Here is a 19,921-nt window from a genome sequence, read left to right as displayed (position 1 = left end):
ATTTTATTAAACGTAACATGTAGCTAAAAAAAATATTTCTATAATATAAAATCCGTCAAAAGAGATAGTTCCAGGGGGGGTTCACACAATTTTCCTAAGAGAAGAACTGGGTATCAACTTAATTCGGCTGTCATATGAATTATGGCGCGAGATGAATTTTTTCATAATATATCTGAATATATACACTTCCATGACCCGTGATTCCATATCCTATTCAACCCTTTAGCACAAATCGAGTTCATCTTTAGTAAGGCCACTGGCTATTCGAATTTGAGCATTATGTTCGTTCAGTTTTGAAAGAGATGAATTTTAGAACCGCCGAACGATTTTGTACATCAATAAGTAGAGCACAATCTGGGGCTAGGATCTTTTTTTTGAATTCACTCGTTACCAGAGATCTATATATTTTCAGGTAAATTCGGTGGTACGATTGTTTATGAAGAAAAACTAATAAAAAAACCCGCTTCATCGAGGCGGGTTTTTTAAGGTGGTGCCTCCAGGAATCGAACCAGGGACACATGGATTTTCAGTCCATTGCTCTACCAACTGAGCTAAGGCACCAATTGCTTGTTTAAGCGGTGGCAAATATAATTTCATTTTTAAGAACTCACAAAGGAAATTATAAAAAATTGCTTTTGTATTTTTGTTTTTAAAGAAAAACTGGATGAATTTAGTGATCGATGGGGGGAATACCTTTATAAAGACTGCTGTTTTTCAAAACAATAGACTTTTGGAAAAGCAGGTTTTCCTGAAAAAAGATTTTTTTGAAAATTTTGAAAATCTTCAAAAAAAGTTTCCCGCAATCAGAAAATCGATACTTTCCAGTGTAACTTCTCTGGATAGTGATCTGGAAAATGCATTAAAAAAATCCTATTCCTTACTTCAGTTAGATGACCTGGTCGCGCTTCCGTTCAAAAATGAATATGCTACACCTCACACTTTGGGGAAAGATAGAATTGCCCTGGTCGCTGCTGCAGTTAATACGTATCCTGGTAAAAATGTGCTGATTATTGATGCAGGAACATGTATTACGTATGATCTTAAAACTGAAGATGAGGTATATCTTGGTGGAGCTATATCGCCCGGATTGGAAATGAGATTTAAAAGTTTGCACAAGTTTACTGCCAATTTACCGTTAGTAACACCGAAGCCGGCACCAAAACTGATAGGTGACTCCACCGAATCCAGTATTTTATCCGGGATTATTAACGGAATTGAAATGGAATTAAAAGGAACCATAAAATCCTATGACTCTAAATTTGAAGATTTAACAATTATTTTCACAGGAGGTGATAGTCAAATTTTGTCTATACCATTAAAAAATAGCATATTTGCGAACTCAAATTTTTTGTTAGAAGGACTTAATTTCATTCTAGAATTTAACAAGACTCAATGATAAAACGATTTATAGTAATCGTAGCTTTATTTTTAGCTTTTACTGCACAAGCGCAGGAAAATGTATCCTCGCCATATTCATATTACGGGATTGGTTTGACAAACTTTAAAGGGACTGTAGAAAATAGGTCCATGGGGGGCTTAAGCATATTTAATGATAGTATTCATGTGAATATTCAAAATCCTGCCAGTTACGGAACTCTAAAACTTACTAATTTTAATGTTGGTGCAAGTCACGATCGTGTGAAATTAGAAACAGATACAAATAGTGATAATGCAAAAATCTCATCATTTGACTATCTGGCACTGGCGTTTCCTGTTAGTGACCGGGTGGGAGTTGGTTTTGGGATTGTCCCTTATACTTCTGTAGGTTATAGAATTCTTGACATGGAAGAAGGCTCAGCTAGTTTGCTTAATGGAAGGGGAGGTATGAACAAGGTGTTTGTTTCAGCTGGGATTTCCTTAACAGATGAATTAAGCTTTGGTGTAGATGCTAATTATAATTTTGGAAACTTTCAGAATTCTCAAAGTATCAACCGTGAAGACCTGCAGTATGGGACTACAGATGTAAATAGATCTGATATTAGAGGTTTCAGCTTCAATTTTGGAGCTAATTACCAGAGGGATATTTCAGAAAAACTAAAATTGCACGTGTCTGGAACCTATGCACCGGCTATGGATCTTGATTCAGAAAATTCAAGATCTATTTCTACTGTTGATTTTTCTTCTGGAACAGGCAGGGTGATCGATTTTAGAGACCTTGATTTAGGAGATACACAATTTGAATTTCCTTCGAAACTGACAATAGGTGCAGGTCTGGGTGAAGAAAACAAATGGTTTGCTGGTGCCGAATATTCTAATGTAGGTTCATCTTCTTTTGAAAATAGTTTTAGATTTAGAGGAGATGGGGGTACTTATGAAGACGCTTCGCAATTCTCGGTTGGAGGATTTTATATTCCCAACTATAATTCTTTTACAAGTTACTTAGAGAGAATAGTTTATAGAGCTGGGTTTCGTTATGATGAGACTGGTTTGATAATCAATGATGAATCTATTAATGAGTTTGGCATATCTTTTGGACTAGGTTTGCCAGTCGGAACATTTTTCTCTAATGCAAACCTTGGAATCGAGCTTGGACAAAGAGGCACAAAGAATTCAGGATTAATTCAAGAGAACTTTTTAAGACTGTCTATAGGACTATCTTTAAATGACCAATGGTTCACGAAAAGAAAATTTAATTAACCATACAATAAACAAAAATCATGAAAAATAGATTTCTAACACTAATAACAGTTGCGATGTTAGGTTCTGGAGCTGCAAGTGCTCAATCTGGAGATTGTGCAACAATGGCTGCCCTGGCATACGATGATGCAAAAGCAAAAAATTATGAGGCTGCTTATCCTGCTTTAATGAAAGTTATGGAAGAGTGTCCTAAATATAGCCTTGCAACGTACCAATACCTGGAGAGAGTTATTGAAGATAAAATAGGTAAAGCTGAAGAAGGCGATAAAGCTGAATTGGTGGAGGAACTAGTTGAGGTTTTGGAAACCAGATTGGAACTTTACCCAGAAAAAACAAAAGCTGGAAAGGTATATTCTGATATTGCTCAGCTTAAGTATGACAATAAAATAGGAGATAAAGAAGAACTTTATAATGCTTACGATAAAGCCTGGGCAGAAGACGTAGATAATTTTACCAGTCCTAAAGCACTTTATGCATATTTCGATCTTGTAGTAGATATGCAGGATGCAGGTGACCGTAATCTTCAGGATGTTTTTGATCAATACGATAAAGTATATGCAAAAATAGAAAAAGAAGAGAATGATGCGGCTGAAGCTTTAGCTCCACTTCTTAAAAAACAAGAGGATGGTGAAGAGTTGTCTTCAAAAGATACTAAGAAAATAAAGAATGCAGAGATTAACCTGAAGAACTATAGTATGGTTAGGAATGCACTTAACGGTAAACTTGGTGCACGTGCAGATTGTGATAACCTTGTGCCTTTGTATAAGAAAGATTTTGAAGCTAAGAAAGGTGAAGTTACCTGGTTGAAAAATGTGAATGCAAGGCTTTCAGCTAAAGATTGTACTGAAGATCCTTTATTTATCCAGGTTTCTGAAGCGCTACATACTTTAGAGCCATCTGCAAAATCTGCATATTCATTAGGTCAGTTAGCTGAGTCTGAAGGAAAAAGTGCAAAAGCACTTGAGTATTATAACCAGGCTGCAGAGCTTGAAACCAATAAATCAGACCAGGCTAAGATCTATTATAGAATTGCTAATAACTACAAAGATAAAGGTAGCTATGGCCAGGCAAGAAGTTTTTATAGAAAAGCTTTAAATGCAAAGCCTTCCCTAGGTAGTGCTTATTTGCAGATCGCTAACATGTATGCTAAGAGTGCAAACAATTGTGGTGATAATGCGTTTAACAAAAGAGCGGTATATTGGTTAGCTGCAGATTATGCTTCAAGAGCAGCGAGAGTAGATCCTTCTCTTGCCAGTAATGCAAATCAGGCTGCGGCTGCTTACAGAGGTAGAGCTCCACAGAAATCTGACGTATTCCAGTCTAGTAAAAATGCTGGTGATGCTATTTCAATTGGATGCTGGATCGGTGAGACTGTTCGTATCCCGAGCCTATAAGATGAAACTCACATATAGTAATATTATTTCAGGCATTGTCACGCTCATAGGCGTGACAATGCTTTTTTCATGTGAAGGCAATTTACAACAGGTAAGAGCTTTCAGTTTAGAAGAAGACGCCCCTCAGGCAATCGCTGAAGGTGTTAACTTAAAGTTTACAGATTCCGGTAGATTGGTAGCAACCTTAAAAAGCGCCAAAATGCTGGATTATACAAACAAGGCTTTTGCTTACCGTGAATTTCCCGATGGAGTAGAAGTAGAGTTTTTTGATGAGCAGGATAAAAAAAACACCGTAATTGCAGATTATGGGATCGTCTACGAAAAGACTAAACTAATAGATTTACAGAGGAATGTGGTGATTGTTACTGCAGATAGCACTGTTCTGAAGGCAAGTCAGTTGTTTTGGGATCAGGAAAGAAACTGGATATTTACAGATAAGCCTAATACCATTAGATTTTCAGACGGATCATATACAGAAGACCTTGGTTTTGATTCTAATCAGGATTTCACTAATTTTCGTTCAAGAACCAATACTGGAATACAAATTATAGAAGAAGAAAAAGATGAGTAAATTTTTCAGATATTTTGAATACGCATACCTATTGTTTGCGGCATTCTTTCTTTTTGAAGCCTTTAGAATATGGAGTACAGAAAGGAACAGGGCTTACTTGTTTTTGTTTTTTGTTTGTATAGCCATCTTTATGTTCTTCTTTAAAAGACGTTTTAGACGTAAATATGAAGATCGAAACAAATAGCCTGAATGGAGGTTGATGTAATTATTATCGTTTGTTCTTTATTGCTTTCTGCTTTTTTCTCAGGGATGGAGATCGCTTACGTTTCTTCCAATAAGATCTTCATTGAGATTGAAAAAATGCAGAATGATTTTCTTGCTAAGGTTCTTAAAAAACTTACTAAAAAGCCGTCGAAATTTATTGCGACTATGCTCGTGGGGAATAATATCGCCCTGGTAGTCTATGGGTTTTTTATGGGAGACCTCTTGATGGCCTGGTTAAGTGGGATAGAGACAGAAAGCGGTTTTATTACTTATCTCATCCAAGATCTTAGTCTGTTTACCCAGACAATAATCTCAACACTGGTAATTCTTCTTACTGCTGAATTTCTTCCGAAGGTATTCTTCCAGATCTATGCAAATTCAATGTTGAAGTTTTTTGCCGTTCCGGCATATATCTTCTATATCCTTTTCAGCTTTGTTTCTTCTTTTATTATCTGGATTTCAGATATAATATTAAAACGTTTCTTCAAAACAGATGGGGATGAAGTTCAGTTAGCATTTAGTAAAGTTGAACTGGGGAATTTTATCAGTGAACAAATGGAAACGATAGAGGAGCATGAAGATGTGGACAGTGAGATCCAGATATTCCAGAATGCGCTTTCTTTTTCAGATATAAAGGCGAGAGAAGTTATGATTCCACGTACCGAGATTATTGCGGTAGATCAGGGTCAGGCACCAGACGATCTTGTGGAAACTTTTACCGAAACAGGACTTTCTAAGATTCTGATTTACAATGAAACCATAGACGATATTATTGGCTACGTTCATTCTTTTGAACTTTTTAAAAGGCCCAAGTCTATAAAATCTATTTTACTGCCGGTTGTTTTTGTTCCTGAAACCATGTGGGTGAAAGATGTACTGAACATCCTTATTAAAAAGAGGAAAAGTATCGCTGTGGTTATAGATGAATATGGTGGCACTAGCGGAATGATGACGGTAGAAGATATTGTAGAGGAATTATTTGGAGAGATTGAAGATGAACATGACTCTGCTGTTTTAATTGAAGAGAAATTGGGGGAAGATCATTTTAAATTTTCGGCCAGGCTTGAGGTAGATTATCTTAACGAAACTTATAGAACTGAAATTCCTGAAGGGGAGAATTATGAAACCTTAAGTGGTTTTATAGTGAACCATACTGAGGAAATCCCACAGCAGGGAGAGATCATAACTATTGAGGATTTCGAAATAAAAATCCTGGAAACTTCCAATACAAAAATAGAATTAGTAGAGCTTAAAATCAATCCTGAAGATTAAAGCCTTAAAGTTAAGAATTTGCTAATTTTAAATTTTATTATTAGGCTAAAAACCTTATTTTCGCCCCCTATATTTTGATAAATTATACATTCAAATGGCAGTATTAAATAAAATCAGACAAAGGTCTGTTTTCTTGATTATCATCATTGCACTAGCTTTATTTTCTTTTGTTTTAGCTGATGTGATTAGAAACGGAGGAATGGCTTCTCAAAGTTCCCAGAATACCATTGCAACCGTAAACGGTAATGAGATTGGTAGAGAGGAGTTTGCACGTGAGGTAGAAGCTTTTGAAAGAAACATGGGTAACAACATGAGCACAACCCAGGCGGTAAACCGTATCTGGGAGCAAAAGTTGAGACAGGTAATTCTTGAAGAAGAGGTTGAAAAACTTGGAATTAGAGCTGGTGAAGCTCAGGTTACACAACTTGTGCGTACTCAAATGGCAAATAATCCAAATTTCACCAATGAGGCTGGAATGTTCGATGAGAACAGATTGAGAGAATATGTTGCAAATTTAAAGGAGACTTCTCCGCAAGCATATGAGCAATGGCAACAATTCACTTCGAATCTTGCTGAAACTGCTAAGATGAATAGCTATTATAATATGGTTGGTGCCGGAGTAGGTGCTACCCTTATAGAAGGAGAGCAAGCTTATAGACTTCAAAATGATAATATTAATATGAAGTTTGTTCAGGTTCCTTACTCTTCAGTTCCAGATAGCGAAGTTGAAGTGACAAAATCTGATATCAAATCTTACCTGGATAATCATTCTTCCCGTTTTGAAACAGAAGCTTCAAGAAGTCTGCAATATGTGATCTTTGAAGAAAGTGCTTCGGGAGATGATAAGACTGAGGCAAAAGAGACTTTAAATTCATTGAGAAATCAGCGAGTAGAATATAATGCTGCAGTTGGAGCTAACGATACACTTGCTGGATTTGACAATACCGATGATTATGCCACTTTTGTGGGTAATAATTCAGATCTGCCTTTTGAAAATAGATTCAAATTCAGAAATGATTTTTCCGGGAATAATGCCGAAGCGATCTTCAGCCTAAATGAGGGAGAGACTTACGGTCCTTATGAGGAGAATGGTTACTGGAAATTGAGTAAAGTAATTCAAACTAAGAATATTCCAGATTCTGTAAAAGCCAGTCATATCCTGGTAACCTATCAGGGGTCTCAGCTTGGTGCCGGTGTAAGCCGTTCTAAAGAGGAAGCTCAAGTTTTAGCTGATAGTATTGCAGGTGTGGTAAAAGGCGACAATGCTAAATTTGCTGAATTGGCATCAGAATTTTCTGCCGATGGTTCAAATAAAGAGCAGGGTGGAGATCTTGGATATTTCGTTCCGGGGACAATGATTCCTGCATTTGATAATTACGTTTTTGATAATTCAACAGGAGATGTTGGAGTTGTAGAAACGCCACTTGGATACCATGTAATTTCTATAGACGATCAAACCGAAGCTGCAAGAGCAGTAAAAGTTGCAACGATCGCAAAAGAGATTCAGGCTTCTGAAAAGACAATGAACAACTTATTTAATGAAGTAACGAAATTTGAAATTTCAGCTTCAGAAGGTGATTTTGGAGATATTGCAAAGCAAGGAAATTATGAAGTACGTACGGTAAAAGATGTAAAGGCTTTAGAGGAAAATATTCCTGGTGCCGGAGCACAACGTAGAGTAATCCAATGGGCCTTTGAAGATGAAGCCAAAGTTGGTGACGTTAGAAGATTCGAAACAAATAACGGATATGTAGTAGCTCAGTTAACTTCTAAGAGAGATAAGGGACTTATGAGCGTGGAAGAGGCTTCAGGAGAAGTTACTCCAATTCTTAGGAAAGAGAAAAAAGCTAAATTAATTAAAGACAGGTTAAAAGGAAGCTCACTTCAGGAAATTGCAAATAATCAGGGAGTAAGTGTTCAAAATGCCGATGCTGTAAACTTGAGTAGCCCTACTTTAGCCGGAGCAGGTGAAGAGCCAGAGGTTGTTGGAGCAGTGTTCTCTTTAGAACCAGGAAAGGTTAGCTCACCTATAGCCGGGGAAAAAGGAGTGTATGTTGCAGAATTAGTAAGCAAATTTGAAGCACCTACAATGGATTCTTATAAAGGTTTTGCTCAGCAGGAAAGTGCTGCTCGTAGAGCTCAGGCTACTATGAGAATTTTTGATGCTCTTAAAAAGAAAGCTGAAATTGAAGATAACAGAGCTAGATTTTACTAGACTTCTGAAATAATATTTAATAATGAAAAGCCTCGGTATTTACTGAGGCTTTTTTATTCTAGGAGAGTTTAACGCCCATGGGCTTACCATTAAGAAATTTACTTTACAGGTCGGTGATTAGTTACGTAGTTTAAATAAATTTCCTTAAATAATGTCAGGCTGAGCGCAGTCGAAGCCCAATTTTAGTGGTCAGGTGATATCAACTTCACTCCAAGCTGGCAGTATTAAAGATATCAATTCGATTTTCAATTTAATATCCGTGTTTTCCGGTTAAATAATTGAAGGTTAGCCTTAGGCTGTTTCACCATTCAGGAGCATGCTATTGGAAACTAGGAATGTTTTTTTTGAAAAATTAGCGTCAATATAGCATTCATTTTCAATTGGTTAATGTCCAAGTCTAACGTCTTAAATCTATCAGCGAAGCGATCTTAGATCTTTTGTCGCACGACAATGATTTAATTAATATCTGACCAAATTATAAGCAATTGGCTAATAGGTTATATTTTATTTGATCAAATCCTGATAATCGAAAATACTGTGGTAGCCTTTTTTTCTGAAGTATTCCTTTTCTTCTTCCATACCGGTGGCAAGAATAAAATCTCCGCCCCATCCTCCAAGGCTTTTTATCATTCCGGGATAATCTGAAAATAATTCTGTTTGAATTCTTGGAATATTGATCACCTTTGAGATCAAGGTTTCATGTGCTTTCAGAAATATTTTAAATTCTTCCAGGCTTTCACTCTTAATGATCTGTTCTGTGATTCCTGAAATTTTATCAGTGAGGCCCTGAATATCTTCCATTGGCTGATTTCGATAGTGAGCTATGGCTTCTCTACTGTTTTGTTTTCTGTTTAGGTAGACAAAAAATAGCTCTTCCTTAAAGGTCGGATTAAAATCAGCGGTAAAATTTACCGGACCATTATCTGTTAATTGAAAGGTAATAGGAAGATTGCTCCCGGCTGCTGCAATATCATAACCACTTCCACCAAAACTATTTTGAAGTAAATAGTATGGATCAATTTTTAGCCATTGAGCAAGATTATTGATTAAGGTAGAAGAGGTGCCAAGACCCCATTTTCTATTAAAACCCAGTTTGGTTTTAATGATATATCCCTTATCAGAAAAAGCTTCCGAATTCTTACTAAATGCCACCTTTAATATTTGCCGAAGTCTTTTTGCAATTTCTTGCTTTTCTAAATCCTTTTGATCTTCTAAGGAAATGATATGTGTAAAATCTCCATTTTCAAATTCAAAATCTGATTGAAACCAGATATTATCATTTTCATCGTAACTCGTCCAGGAAATTCTATTTTTTTGGGCCTCGGAAACTTCCATGCTCTGACCCATTTTAGTTGGTAATGCCAGGGATTTTGCTCCATTTAAGACGGCATATTCGCCGGTAAGTAGTATTTTTCCGTTACTTCTGAATTTTTGCATTAAGATCTTATTTTTTCCAATTGGTCAATTACGCTGCTGTGAGTAATCGTATGATGTGTAAAATATTCCACCATCTTCTCCTTCTCATTTTCGGTGGCCTCGTTTTGATTTAAGATGTTCATAAGATGCATCTTCATATGGCCCTGTTGAATTCCAGTGGTGGTGAGTGATCTAAGCGCTGCGAAATTTTGGGCCAGTCCGGCAACCGCCGTAATCTCCATCAATTCACTGGCAGATGGTTTTTGAAGAATATCCAAAGCTAGTTTTACAAGTGGATGTAAACTTGTGAGTCCTCCAACAGTTCCCAGGGCTAAAGGAATTTCCATCCAAAATTTAAAAATTCCGTTTTCAACCGAAGCGTGAGTAAGGCTGGAATAACTGCCATTCCTTGAAGCATACGCATGAATCCCGGCTTCTACCGCTCTAAAATCATTTCCTGTGGCCAATACCACGGCATCTATACCGTTCATAATCCCCTTATTATGGGTAACAGCTCTGTAGGGCTCAATTTCGGCTATTTTAACCGCCTGAACGAATTTTTCTGCAAACTGCTCTCCGCTCATATTTTTATCTTCAGAGAGCTCATTAACTGGGCAGGATACTTCAGCTCTAACAATACATTCCGGGACATAATTAGAAAGTATGCTCATTATTATCTGAAGATTTTCTTCTTTAGTAAAATCCTGAACTTTCGAGGCTTCCTCCTGAAGTACTTCTGCAAATTTCTCTAAACAGGAATTGATGAAATTTGCTCCCATAGAATCTCTGGTATCAAATTTGACAAAAAGCTGGTAGTAATTTTTAAGATCCTGTGTTTTGTCAATAAGATCGATCTCTAAAATACCACCGCCTCTTTTTTCCATATTTCTGGTAATGGATTTTACGGACTCCCGAAATTTCGGTTCTATATTTTTAAAGAGCTTCTCTAGTTTTGAAAAATCTCCGGTATAAAGAAAATGTACCTGCCCTATTTTCTTTTGATTTATTACTGTTGCTTTAAATCCACCTCTTTCGCTCCAGAATTTTGCAGCCTTACTGGCCGCGGCCACAACAGAACTTTCTTCAATAGCCATTGGCAAAACATGATGTTTCCCGTTTATAAGAAAATTGGGTGCCAGGCCTAGGGGTAGATAGAAATTAGAGACTGTATTTTCAATGAATTCATCATGAAGCTTTTGTAATTTTTCATCATCGTTCCAGTACTGTTGAAGAGTTGAAACAGCTTTTTTATTTTCGGCTAAATAATTCTCTGCCAGCCATGCTATTTTCTCAGATTTACTAAATTTTGAGAATCCGTTTACGGGCTTTGTCATTTTTTGGGTATTTCAGGAGTCCAAAGATACAAAGCATATTTTTAGACAGGCATAAAATCGGTTGGATGAAGAATCTAAAACGGCCTTTTTCTTAACAGATTATTGGTATTTAACAAACCTGGATAGTCATTTTTTAATTAAATTTTAGTAAACTTGGCCTGCATTAAACATTCTCTAATTTTTATGAAATTCCCTAAAATACTCGTTGCTTTTATTTTAGCAGCATCTTCTGTGCTTATGGCACAACAAAAGGAAGTTAGTCTCGAAGAAATATGGAGTGGAACTTTCCGCGAAGAGAGACTTCAATCGCTACAATCTTTAAATAACGGTGAAGAATATGTGGTACTGAATAGAGATCGTGAAAGCGGTGCTGCCAGTATTGATGTTTACAGCTATAAATCTGGAAAGAAAACAAGAACTTTATTAAGTAGTAACGATCTTGATAAGATCGATTCTTTCCAAGGATTCAAATTCAGCAAAAAAGAAGATAAGATTTTATTATCTACAGAGGTTGAACCTATTTATAGAAGGTCTTCAAGAGAAATATTCTACGTGTATGATGTAAAATCTAAAGATCTGAAAAAGGTAAGTGAAGATAAGGTTCAGGAAGCCTCATTTTCTCCGGATGCTTCAAAACTGGCCTATGTTTTTGACAATAATATATACATCTTAGACCTGAAGACAAATGAAAGAACTCAGGTTACAAAGGATGGTGAGATAAATAGCACCATTAACGGAATCACAGATTGGGTTTACGAAGAGGAGTTTTCTTTTGTAAAAGCTTTTGAATGGAATCCAACCGGCGAAAAACTGGCTTTTTTGAAATTTGATGAAACTGAAGTGCCGGAATTTTCAATGGATCTTTTTGGAAAAGATCTTTACCCTACGCAACAGGTTTTTAAATACCCGAAAGCAGGGGAGGCTAATTCTAAAGTTAGTCTTCATATGTACGATGTGAAATTTAAAAATTCTGAAGAAATTGATCTTGGAGATAAATATGATGTAGCTTCTGAAGCTAAAACTTCTGAAGATTTCAGTGATTTTTATATTTCACGAATCAAATGGTCGGCAGATCCAATGTTGCTAAGTGTTCAGGTGCTAAACAGACATCAAAACAATCTTGACCTTATTTTTGTAGATGCTGAAGATAATGACGCAACGGTTGTTCTAAATGAAACCGATGAGGCTTATGTTGATATTACAGATAATCTGACCTTCCTAGAAGACAATAGTTTTATCTGGACCAGCGAACAGGACGGTTACAATCATATTTATCATTATGATGAGCAAGGAGAGTTACTGGATCAGGTAACCAGTGGTGATTGGGAAGTAACCAATTATTACGGTTACGATAAAAAAGCGGATAAAATTTATTATCAAAGTACTGAAAATGGAAGCGTAAACCGAGATGTTTATTCAGTTAAACCAAACGGTAAAAACAAAAAAAGACTTACGGAGAGAACTGGGATGAATTCAGCTTCTTTTAGCGCAGATTATACCTATTTCATCAATTCATTCACTAATGTGGAGACTCCTCACGTCTACACATTACATAGAACAAAAGATGGGAAGCAGGTTCGTGAGATCTTAAATAACAGTGAATTATTAAAAAAGAATGAGCCTTATGGTTTTTCTCCAAAAGAGCTTTCTACCATAAATATCAATGGGAACGATCTTAATATGTGGACGATCAAACCTTCAGATTTTGATGAAAATAAGGAATATCCATTATTGATGTTTCAATATTCAGGACCTGGATCCCAGTCGGTTTCAAATTCTTATTTCAGTAGTAATGATTACTGGTACCAGCTATTAGCCGATAAAGGTTATATCATTGTTTGTATAGATGGTCGTGGCACCGGATTTAAAGGAGCCGAATTTAAAAAAGTAACGTACCAGGAACTTGGAAAATATGAAGTTGAAGATCAAATTTCAGCAGCGCAAAAATTAGGAGAAAGAAGTTATATAGATAAAGACAGAATTGGGATTTGGGGATGGAGTTACGGAGGTTTTATGTCTTCAAATGCTATCCTTAAAGGAAATGATACTTTTTCTATGGCCATTGCGGTTGCTCCGGTAACGAGCTGGAGGTTTTACGATACCGTTTATACGGAGAGGTATATGAGAACTCCGCAGGAAAATGCTTCAGGATATGATGAAAATTCTCCATTAAATCATGTGGAAAAACTAAAAGGAGATTATTTACTAATACATGGTGGTGGAGATGACAATGTACATCTTCAGAATACGATGAGAATGGTAGAAGAGCTTATCCAGGCAAATAAGCAATTTGACTGGGCGATTTATCCTGATAGAAATCATGGAATTTATGGAGGTAACACAAGACTGCACCTCTATAATAAGATGACCGATTTTATACTCGAAAAACTTTAAGAAATTAACCTATAAACATGAATAAAGCTAAAGCAATTGAGAATCAGAAAGAACTATTTGGACATCCTTATGGTCTCTATATCCTGTTTTTTACTGAATTATGGGAGCGTTTTTCTTATTATGGAATGCGTGCTCTATTTACATTATTTTTAGTAGCTGAAACCGCAGGAGATAATCCGGGTTTTGGGTGGACCAATCAAGAGGCTCTTGAACTTTATGGTTGGTATACCATGCTGGTTTACGTTTCGTCTATTCCTGGAGGATGGGTCGCAGATAAATTTCTTGGACAAAAGAAAACAGTTTTACTTGGGGGTATCCTACTTTGTATAGGTCACTCGGTACTGGCATTTGATTCTGAAATGACTTTTTATATTGGATGTTTGTTCATTATTCTAGGTGTGGGAGGTCTAAAGCCAAACATTTCTTCAATGGTCGGCGGACTTTATAAGCAAGGTGACGAAAGAAGGGATCTTGGATTTTATATATTCTATATGGGAATTAATATTGGTGGTTTTCTTGCACCAATTGCCTGTGGGTTCCTTGCACAGAAATATGGTTGGCATTGGGGATTCGGTCTTGCTGCTGTCGGAATGTTCTTTGGCCAGTTAGTTTACATGTGGGGGCAAAAACACCTTAAACATGTTGGTAACCTAATTTCTAGAAAAAATGATGCAGATAAAGCTATTCTGGATAAACCACTAACTAGTATTGAAAAGGATAGGGTAAAAGTCCTTCTTCTTTCTTTCTTATTAATCATTCTTTTCTGGGCTGCTTTTGAACAGGCTGGAGGATTGATGAACCTCTATGCTCAACAAAAAACTGATCGTACGATACTTGGATTTACAGTGCCTGCATCGGTTTTTCAATCGGTAAATTCATTCTTTATAATTACGTTTGCTACAGTAGTAGGAGCATTCTGGTTTAAATGGAAGAAAAGAGGAAAAGAAGCTTCTTCTATTTTCAAAATGGCGATAGGGATTATAATTATGGCTCTTGGATTTGGATTTATGAGTATGGCTTCAGTTCAATATGAAGAAACAGGTTCTTCTGCTATGTACTGGTTGATTCTTGCATATTTATTCCATACAATTGGAGAGCTTTGTGCATCGCCAGTTTCGCTTTCATTTATTACAAAGCTTGCTCCTTTAAAATACGCTTCTATAATAATGGGTATGTACTGGGCAGCAACGGGTCTCGGTAATAAGGTTGCCGGTCTAATTGGAGAATCAGCTCAGTCTTTAGGAGAATTCGAGGTCTTTACAGGAATCGCAGTTATCTGGACGTTAATAGGTCTTATCGTGATTATGTTGCTAAAACCTCTAAAAAGACTTACGCATGGTGCTGAAGATGCTACCATTCAAGAAGGAATACCTAAAGAAACTACAGTTGAATAATTTTTAGCTTTCTCTAATTAATTAAGTTATAAATATGAATGCTCAAGCATCCTCTGAAGTCCAGAACGATTTTTTTAAAAGTAAAGTTCTAGGGCATCCTGCAGGTTTATTTGTTCTTTTCTTTACTGAAATGTGGGAGCGATTCTCGTTCTATGGAATGAGGGTACTACTGGTCAACTTTCTCACAATGGCAATTGTAGGAGTTGATAATCCCGGCTGGGGATGGACGGCAGAGAATGCGGGTGCGCTTTTCGGTACCTACGCCGGGCTACTTTATTTAACACCTATTTTAGGTGGACTTATAGCCGATAAATTTACCGGGTATCGTTGGGCAGTGATCATTGGGGCGGCAATTATGACGCTTGGACATGCTTCTATGGCCTTGGAAACTGAAACTTCTTTATATCTTGGCCTTGGCCTTTTGGTGATTGGAACCGGCTTCTTTAAACCTAATATTACATCCATAATTTCTGAAATGTATGAAGGTAAAACCGATAAAAAAGATGGTGCTTATACCATTTTTTATATGGGAGTAAATGCCGGTGCATTCTTTGGAATGATGCTTTGTGGATACCTTGCTGAAAAGATTGGATGGAGCTGGGGTTTTGGTCTCGCCGGAATATTTATGCTTTTAGGAACCCTTCAATTCTGGCTGGCAAAGCCTTTATTTGGTAAAATAGGTGGGGTGCCTGATAAAGAATTAGAAGAAAAACATTTAAAAGAAGAAGAAAATTCAGGAGTTTCACACAAACCAAATCCTTTTACTCTTTTAGATAAGATTCTGGTAGTAGCTTCTGCCGGAATAGGACTTACATACTTAATAAATGACCCTGCATCAAGAATTGCCGATTTAAATCTTTTACCAGTAGTTATGCCTTTTGATTTTGGTGGAGAACCTTTATCCGGACCCATAGGAATGGCTTTAATTGGTCTTGTTCTTTTTCTTATTCTGGTTATTTCAAGAATTTCAAGGTATACCAAGGTCGTAAGAGACAGGCTTATCGCAGTCATCATATTTGCAATATTTACTGTGTTCTTTTTTATGGCATTTGAGCAGGGAGCATCTTCCTTGATCATTTTCGCACGTGATAATGTAGACAGAGTACTCATAGGAAACTCGGCAAATATTTTTAATATTTTCAATGCATTACTAACAGTAGTGCCATTGGCAATTATAACGTGGGTGCTATACCTTCTATGGAAGCAAACTTTTGCGAGAATTCCAGGTTCTAATATAATTCTGGGTATTTGTTTCGCAGGAATTTGGGGCCTGGTTATCTGGATGCTTGTTAGAGAATTTTCAGCAGATACTACCGAGATCACGGTATCCTGGTTTAGTATTCTCAATTCATTCTTTATTATTGTTTTCGCCTCCTTCTTTTCTAAATGGTGGGAGAGTAAATATAATCCATCTGCCGCATTTAAATATTGCTTTGGTCTTATCCTATTAGGTTTAGGCTTTGGATTACTTGCATGGGGCTCAAGCGGAATGGTAGACGGAGCAAAGGTTAGCATGATTTGGTTGATTTTAGCCTATCTCCTGCATACCTTAGGTGAACTTTGTTTGTCACCATTAGGACTTTCATATGTTAGTAAACTTGTTCCGGCCAGAATGATTGCCTTTATGTTTGGAATGTGGTATTTGGCAATAGCAATTGGAAATAAACTTGCAGGTTCTCTAGGTGGAATGATCGAGTCTGTGACACAGCAATACGATCTCTCCACTTTTTTCCTGATATTTACCATAGTTCCTATAGCTGGAGGAATACTAGTGGCCTTGTTAAACCCAATATTAAAAAAATTAATGCACGGAATTAGATAATTTCGAATTTCGATATAATTTGATTGAAAGCGTTCCCAAATTATTTAGGAACGCTTTTTGTTTTCAACAGTTTTACTTAAATTTAAAATATGAAGAAATTATTTTTATTCACTTTCCTATTAGTTGCTGTTGGCTCATTGCAAGCTCAGGAAATTAAGTGGATGAGTATGAATGAAGCTTTAGAGGCCCAAAAGAAAAATCCTAAGAAAATATTCGTTGATGCGTACACCACTTGGTGCGGTCCCTGTAAAATGCTTGATAAGAATACCTTTTCCAATAAAGATCTAGCGGCATATGTTAATAAGCATTATTACGCTGTAAAGTTTAATGCCGAAGGGGAAGAGGTGGTAAATTTTAATGATAAGGTATTTAAAAACCCCAATTACGATCCTAAAAGAAAAGGCAGGAATGCTGTGCATCAATTTGCACTGGCAATGGGAGTAAATGCATATCCCACGATGGTGTTTTTTGATGAAAATGCTAAATTTCTAACGCCCGTAAAAGGCTATTTAACCCCGCAGAAACTTGAGATCTTTTTGAAAATATTTGCCACAGATGATTATAAAAAAGTAAAAACTGATGAAGAGTGGAAGAAATATCAGGAAGAATTTAAAGGCACCTTTTCCAGTTAGAATTTAATCCTTAGTTATAAAATAAGCTCCCTTTTCACCGGTATAGTGGAAAGGGATTTTTTTATATTTGGCGGTTTCTCTCCAAAGCTTTACTAAATAGTAATAATTGCTTCCATCTGCTACAACTTGCTCTGGTGAAAACTTATTTATGAGTCTTTCCAGGTTTACTTTTGGTGAATTTCTCAGGATAAGAATTTCTGGATGAAAATTCTTTAAATTATAATTCCTGATGGTATCAACAATTAATGTGAGTTTATTAGAAAGATCAATTATTTCAGGCACTTCTTTAAACTTAGTATTTTGAATATTTCTTTCCCTGATGTATTCTTTCAAAAAGGTATTCTTGGAATCTTCATTAGAATAAATATTGAGGTTTTCATTCCTTTTAGTACCAATAACAGATTTCGTTGATCTATGAAAAATGATCGCTTCATTTACAGGTATAGTTCTCTGGTAATAAAAAGTAGATGCCTGAAAAACAAAGATACCTACAAGAACAAAGCATACGCGTGTGTAAGTGACTTTTCTAATGATAAATAATAATCCTAATAAGATTAAGTAGATTGATAATGTTTGAGCTAAGCTTATGTCAGTATTGCTGAAAATCATGGATTCTATCCCTGCAATATGCTCTATAAATTGATTTTGTAAGCTTAAGATAAAATCGAAGGATTTGGTGAGAAAAGCGGGGAGCAAATTAACTGAAGCAAGTATGATCACAATAATTCCGATAGCTAAAATAATTCCTAGAAATGGCAGAATAACGAGATTGCTAATAAGAAAAAGCCCCGGGAACTGATGAAAGTAATATAAGCTAAGCGGAATTACGCCAATTTGTGCCGCGATACTTACGGAACTAAGCTGCCATAAATAGTTAATGACTTTTAAATTAGGTTTGAAAAGCCCATAAATTAGCGGTTGAAATACAATAATGCTAAAAACCGCCAGATAGCTCAGTTGAAACCCGATCTGGAAAAGATAATAGGGATTTATGAGTAGAAGAATAAACAGGGAAAGAAAGAGACTATTCATAACACTTGTCTTCCGTTTTATTTGAAGGCCCACGGCTATAAATGAAAACATGCTTACCGCTCTAACTACCGATGGGCTTAAACCAGTTAAAATTGCAAAACTCCATAGCAAAGCGATCAATAAAATAACTCTGATTAGTCTTCCATATTTAAACCTATTTAGACCTCCAAGGAGAAAATTTAGAATAAATAATAATATCCCTATATGAAGACCGGAGATTGCCAGGATATGAATGGCTCCGGCAGCAGCGTAATTTTTGTAAAGATCATTACTTATCTCTCTTCTTTGTCCAAGGATCAAAGCCTGAAAAACTGCCAGTTCATCTTTGCCAAATTCATGCTCTTTTAAATCTGAAATGAGTCGTTCCCTCAATTTCCAGGAATAGGATTGAAGGTTATTTTCTTCAGTACTTCTAATGCCAATTTTTGACATATCGGTATTGATTTGTCGTTCTACCTGCAGTCGATTCATATAGTCTCTATAACTAAATTGAAAAGGATTTAAAGGAGGCTTTATCTCTTCTGGAATCCACGGAACCAAAACCTGCATTCCTGGCTTTAAAACTGAAATATTCGAAGAATCGGCTTTTAGATTTAGTAATATTTTTCCTTTAACCTTAAGGTTTTCTTTTCCGAAGATTAAATTTTCGGTTTCCAGTATAAACTTCTGGGAAAATGCCGTTGGTTTTAATTCTTCTGAAATACTGGCGAGGAGAATTGTTTGCCGGTTCTTTTCAATATCCTGATTTATAAAATGATCTTTCTGATTTTTCGGAATATTTAAATAGGCGGTAGAAAAACCCAGGGAAAATATCAGAAGAAAGGATGCAATTCCGAAGAATGCATCAGGAAAAAATTTGCTTCTGGCTCTGAAATAGGCCAAAATAAACAGACTGAGAATGAGTCCGCCAGCAATTAAAAGAGTCTCGACATTTACTGAAAAATAAAATGCCGTAAGTATTCCTAAGATTAGATAAAAAGATAGTCGTAGAAATATAAAACGGAAATCCTTCAATGATTAAATTTTGTAATCTGAAGGTATAAAAAAATTAAATCACTCTGCGCGCCATTACAAAATTATTATACCAGTAAGATTCTGATAATGAGGAAATAATAACGCCTCTGGAAGTAGAGGAGTGGATAAAATAGATTTCGTTATTAGCTACTTCTACCACAAGACCGACGTGGTTAATTACTTTTCGGTTCTTATTGGTTTCAAAGAAAAGAAGATCTCCAACGCTCACTTCCTTTAAATACAATCGCTTGCCTTCTAATGACATGGCCCGGGAAGTACGAGGCATGGAAATACCTTCTTCGAGAAAAGAAACGTAAATCAACCCGGAGCAATCCATTCCCTTTTTATCGGTGCCGCCATATTTGTACTTGGTACCTTCAAATTTCTTAGCAGTGCGAATCACTTTAAAGGCTGTTTTATCCTCGGGTTCTGCCGAAGGATTACGATCATAGACTTGGGTGGCTTTTTCAGATCTATTAGCCTCTTTTTTAGTGGTTACAACCCTTGACCTGGAAGAACCACAGGAAGCAAGCAGGAAAACACTAAAAATTAAAACTGTCGATTTTAGAAAAAGTCCTCTCATGATACTA

General features: G+C 36.4%; 15 protein-coding genes and 1 tRNA gene. 11 read left to right on the top strand and 5 right to left on the bottom strand.

Annotated features, from left to right (window positions below):
• Positions 1–488: 488 nt before the first annotated feature.
• Positions 489–561, bottom strand: a tRNA-Phe gene (locus GFO_RS14075).
• Between the two features lie 103 nt (positions 562–664).
• On the opposite strand from GFO_RS14075, the gene GFO_RS14070 reads away from it, so the two are divergent.
• The 7 genes from GFO_RS14070 (at position 665) to GFO_RS14045 (ending at position 8,293) form a co-directional block, all read left to right on the top strand.
• Entirely contained in the window at positions 665–1,396 is a 732-nt protein-coding gene (locus GFO_RS14070; protein ID WP_011710829.1) for a type III pantothenate kinase, read from the top strand.
• Positions 1,393–2,637, top strand: a complete 1,245-nt coding sequence (gene bamG, locus GFO_RS14065) for a BamG family beta-barrel-assembly machinery protein (protein ID WP_011710828.1) — start codon at positions 1,393–1,395, stop codon at positions 2,635–2,637. The genes GFO_RS14070 and bamG overlap by 4 nt, the downstream gene beginning before the upstream one ends.
• A gap of 20 nt (positions 2,638–2,657) precedes the next feature.
• Positions 2,658–4,031 carry a hypothetical protein gene (locus GFO_RS14060; RefSeq protein ID WP_011710827.1) on the top strand — a complete coding sequence of 458 codons (1,374 nt, stop codon included), beginning with the start codon at positions 2,658–2,660 and terminating at the stop codon, positions 4,029–4,031.
• Entirely contained in the window at positions 3,976–4,602 is a 627-nt protein-coding gene (lptC, locus tag GFO_RS14055; RefSeq protein WP_232501932.1) for an LPS export ABC transporter periplasmic protein LptC, read from the top strand. The genes GFO_RS14060 and lptC overlap by 56 nt, the downstream gene beginning before the upstream one ends.
• A complete protein-coding gene (locus GFO_RS18140; RefSeq protein WP_011710825.1) occupies positions 4,595–4,786 on the top strand; it encodes a hypothetical protein in 192 nt (63 codons plus the stop codon). The genes lptC and GFO_RS18140 overlap by 8 nt, the downstream gene beginning before the upstream one ends.
• Positions 4,787–4,791: 5 nt before the next feature.
• Positions 4,792–6,078 carry a hemolysin family protein gene (locus GFO_RS14050; RefSeq protein WP_011710824.1) on the top strand — a complete coding sequence of 429 codons (1,287 nt, stop codon included), beginning with the start codon at positions 4,792–4,794 and terminating at the stop codon, positions 6,076–6,078.
• 94 nt (positions 6,079–6,172) lie between these two features.
• Entirely contained in the window at positions 6,173–8,293 is a 2,121-nt protein-coding gene (locus GFO_RS14045; RefSeq protein ID WP_011710823.1) for a peptidylprolyl isomerase, read from the top strand.
• 504 nt (positions 8,294–8,797) lie between these two features.
• On the opposite strand, the gene GFO_RS14040 is transcribed toward GFO_RS14045, so the two are convergent.
• Together GFO_RS14040 and GFO_RS14035 are read right to left on the bottom strand one after the other, a co-directional pair.
• Complete coding sequence (locus GFO_RS14040) at positions 8,798–9,730, bottom strand: GYDIA family GHMP kinase (RefSeq protein ID WP_011710822.1); 933 nt, start codon at positions 9,728–9,730, stop codon at positions 8,798–8,800.
• Positions 9,730–11,043: a hydroxymethylglutaryl-CoA reductase, degradative gene (locus tag GFO_RS14035; RefSeq protein WP_011710821.1), complete on the bottom strand. Its 1,314-nt coding sequence runs from the start codon at positions 11,041–11,043 to the stop codon at positions 9,730–9,732. Before GFO_RS14035 ends, GFO_RS14040 begins: the two co-directional genes overlap by 1 nt.
• Positions 11,044–11,226: 183 nt before the next feature.
• Here GFO_RS14035 and GFO_RS14030 point away from each other — a divergent pair, with 183 nt between their 5' ends.
• The 4 genes from GFO_RS14030 to GFO_RS14015 all read left to right on the top strand — a co-directional run bounded on the left by GFO_RS14030 (position 11,227) and on the right by GFO_RS14015 (position 17,285).
• Positions 11,227–13,437 carry a S9 family peptidase gene (locus GFO_RS14030; RefSeq protein WP_011710820.1) on the top strand — a complete coding sequence of 737 codons (2,211 nt, stop codon included), beginning with the start codon at positions 11,227–11,229 and terminating at the stop codon, positions 13,435–13,437.
• Positions 13,438–13,454: 17 nt separating this feature from the next.
• Positions 13,455–14,831, top strand: coding sequence for a peptide MFS transporter (locus GFO_RS14025; protein ID WP_011710819.1), 1,377 nt, complete (start codon positions 13,455–13,457; stop codon positions 14,829–14,831).
• Between the two features lie 34 nt (positions 14,832–14,865).
• Positions 14,866–16,653: a peptide MFS transporter gene (locus tag GFO_RS14020; protein ID WP_011710818.1), complete on the top strand. Its 1,788-nt coding sequence runs from the start codon at positions 14,866–14,868 to the stop codon at positions 16,651–16,653.
• Positions 16,654–16,742: 89 nt separating this feature from the next.
• Positions 16,743–17,285, top strand: a complete 543-nt coding sequence (locus GFO_RS14015; protein ID WP_011710817.1) for a thioredoxin family protein — start codon at positions 16,743–16,745, stop codon at positions 17,283–17,285.
• Positions 17,286–17,288: 3 nt separating this feature from the next.
• On the opposite strand, the gene GFO_RS14010 is transcribed toward GFO_RS14015, so the two are convergent.
• On the bottom strand, positions 17,289–19,331 hold the full coding sequence (locus GFO_RS14010; RefSeq protein ID WP_011710816.1) for a ComEC/Rec2 family competence protein: 2,043 nt from the start codon (positions 19,329–19,331) through the stop codon (positions 17,289–17,291).
• 34 nt (positions 19,332–19,365) lie between these two features.
• Entirely contained in the window at positions 19,366–19,914 is a 549-nt protein-coding gene (locus GFO_RS14005; RefSeq protein WP_011710815.1) for a C40 family peptidase, read from the bottom strand.
• Between the last annotated feature and the right edge of the window lie 7 nt (positions 19,915–19,921).

The organism is Christiangramia forsetii KT0803, from assembly GCF_000060345.1.
Lineage (GTDB): Bacteria > Bacteroidota > Bacteroidia > Flavobacteriales > Flavobacteriaceae > Christiangramia > Christiangramia forsetii.
Note: the sequence above shows the minus strand (reverse complement) of the source record. Positions and strands in the feature narration are given on the sequence as shown.

What these genes read in the sequence shown, in the direction of transcription:
- lptC (WP_232501932.1), top strand. Translation starts at nt 3,976, where the DNA reads ATGCTATTTCAATTGGATGCTGGATCGGTGAGACTGTTCGTATCCCGA.
- bamG (WP_011710828.1), top strand. Translation starts at nt 1,393, where the DNA reads ATGATAAAACGATTTATAGTAATCGTAGCTTTATTTTTAGCTTTTACT.
- GFO_RS14035 (WP_011710821.1), bottom strand. Translation starts at nt 11,043, where the DNA reads ATGACAAAGCCCGTAAACGGATTCTCAAAATTTAGTAAATCTGAGAAA.
- GFO_RS14015 (WP_011710817.1), top strand. Translation starts at nt 16,743, where the DNA reads ATGAAGAAATTATTTTTATTCACTTTCCTATTAGTTGCTGTTGGCTCA.
- GFO_RS14060 (WP_011710827.1), top strand. Translation starts at nt 2,658, where the DNA reads ATGAAAAATAGATTTCTAACACTAATAACAGTTGCGATGTTAGGTTCT.
- GFO_RS14025 (WP_011710819.1), top strand. Translation starts at nt 13,455, where the DNA reads ATGAATAAAGCTAAAGCAATTGAGAATCAGAAAGAACTATTTGGACAT.
- GFO_RS14050 (WP_011710824.1), top strand. Translation starts at nt 4,792, where the DNA reads ATGGAGGTTGATGTAATTATTATCGTTTGTTCTTTATTGCTTTCTGCT.
- GFO_RS18140 (WP_011710825.1), top strand. Translation starts at nt 4,595, where the DNA reads ATGAGTAAATTTTTCAGATATTTTGAATACGCATACCTATTGTTTGCG.
- GFO_RS14040 (WP_011710822.1), bottom strand. Translation starts at nt 9,730, where the DNA reads ATGCAAAAATTCAGAAGTAACGGAAAAATACTACTTACCGGCGAATAT.
- GFO_RS14005 (WP_011710815.1), bottom strand. Translation starts at nt 19,914, where the DNA reads ATGAGAGGACTTTTTCTAAAATCGACAGTTTTAATTTTTAGTGTTTTC.
- GFO_RS14020 (WP_011710818.1), top strand. Translation starts at nt 14,866, where the DNA reads ATGAATGCTCAAGCATCCTCTGAAGTCCAGAACGATTTTTTTAAAAGT.
- GFO_RS14070 (WP_011710829.1), top strand. Translation starts at nt 665, where the DNA reads ATGAATTTAGTGATCGATGGGGGGAATACCTTTATAAAGACTGCTGTT.
- GFO_RS14045 (WP_011710823.1), top strand. Translation starts at nt 6,173, where the DNA reads ATGGCAGTATTAAATAAAATCAGACAAAGGTCTGTTTTCTTGATTATC.
- GFO_RS14030 (WP_011710820.1), top strand. Translation starts at nt 11,227, where the DNA reads ATGAAATTCCCTAAAATACTCGTTGCTTTTATTTTAGCAGCATCTTCT.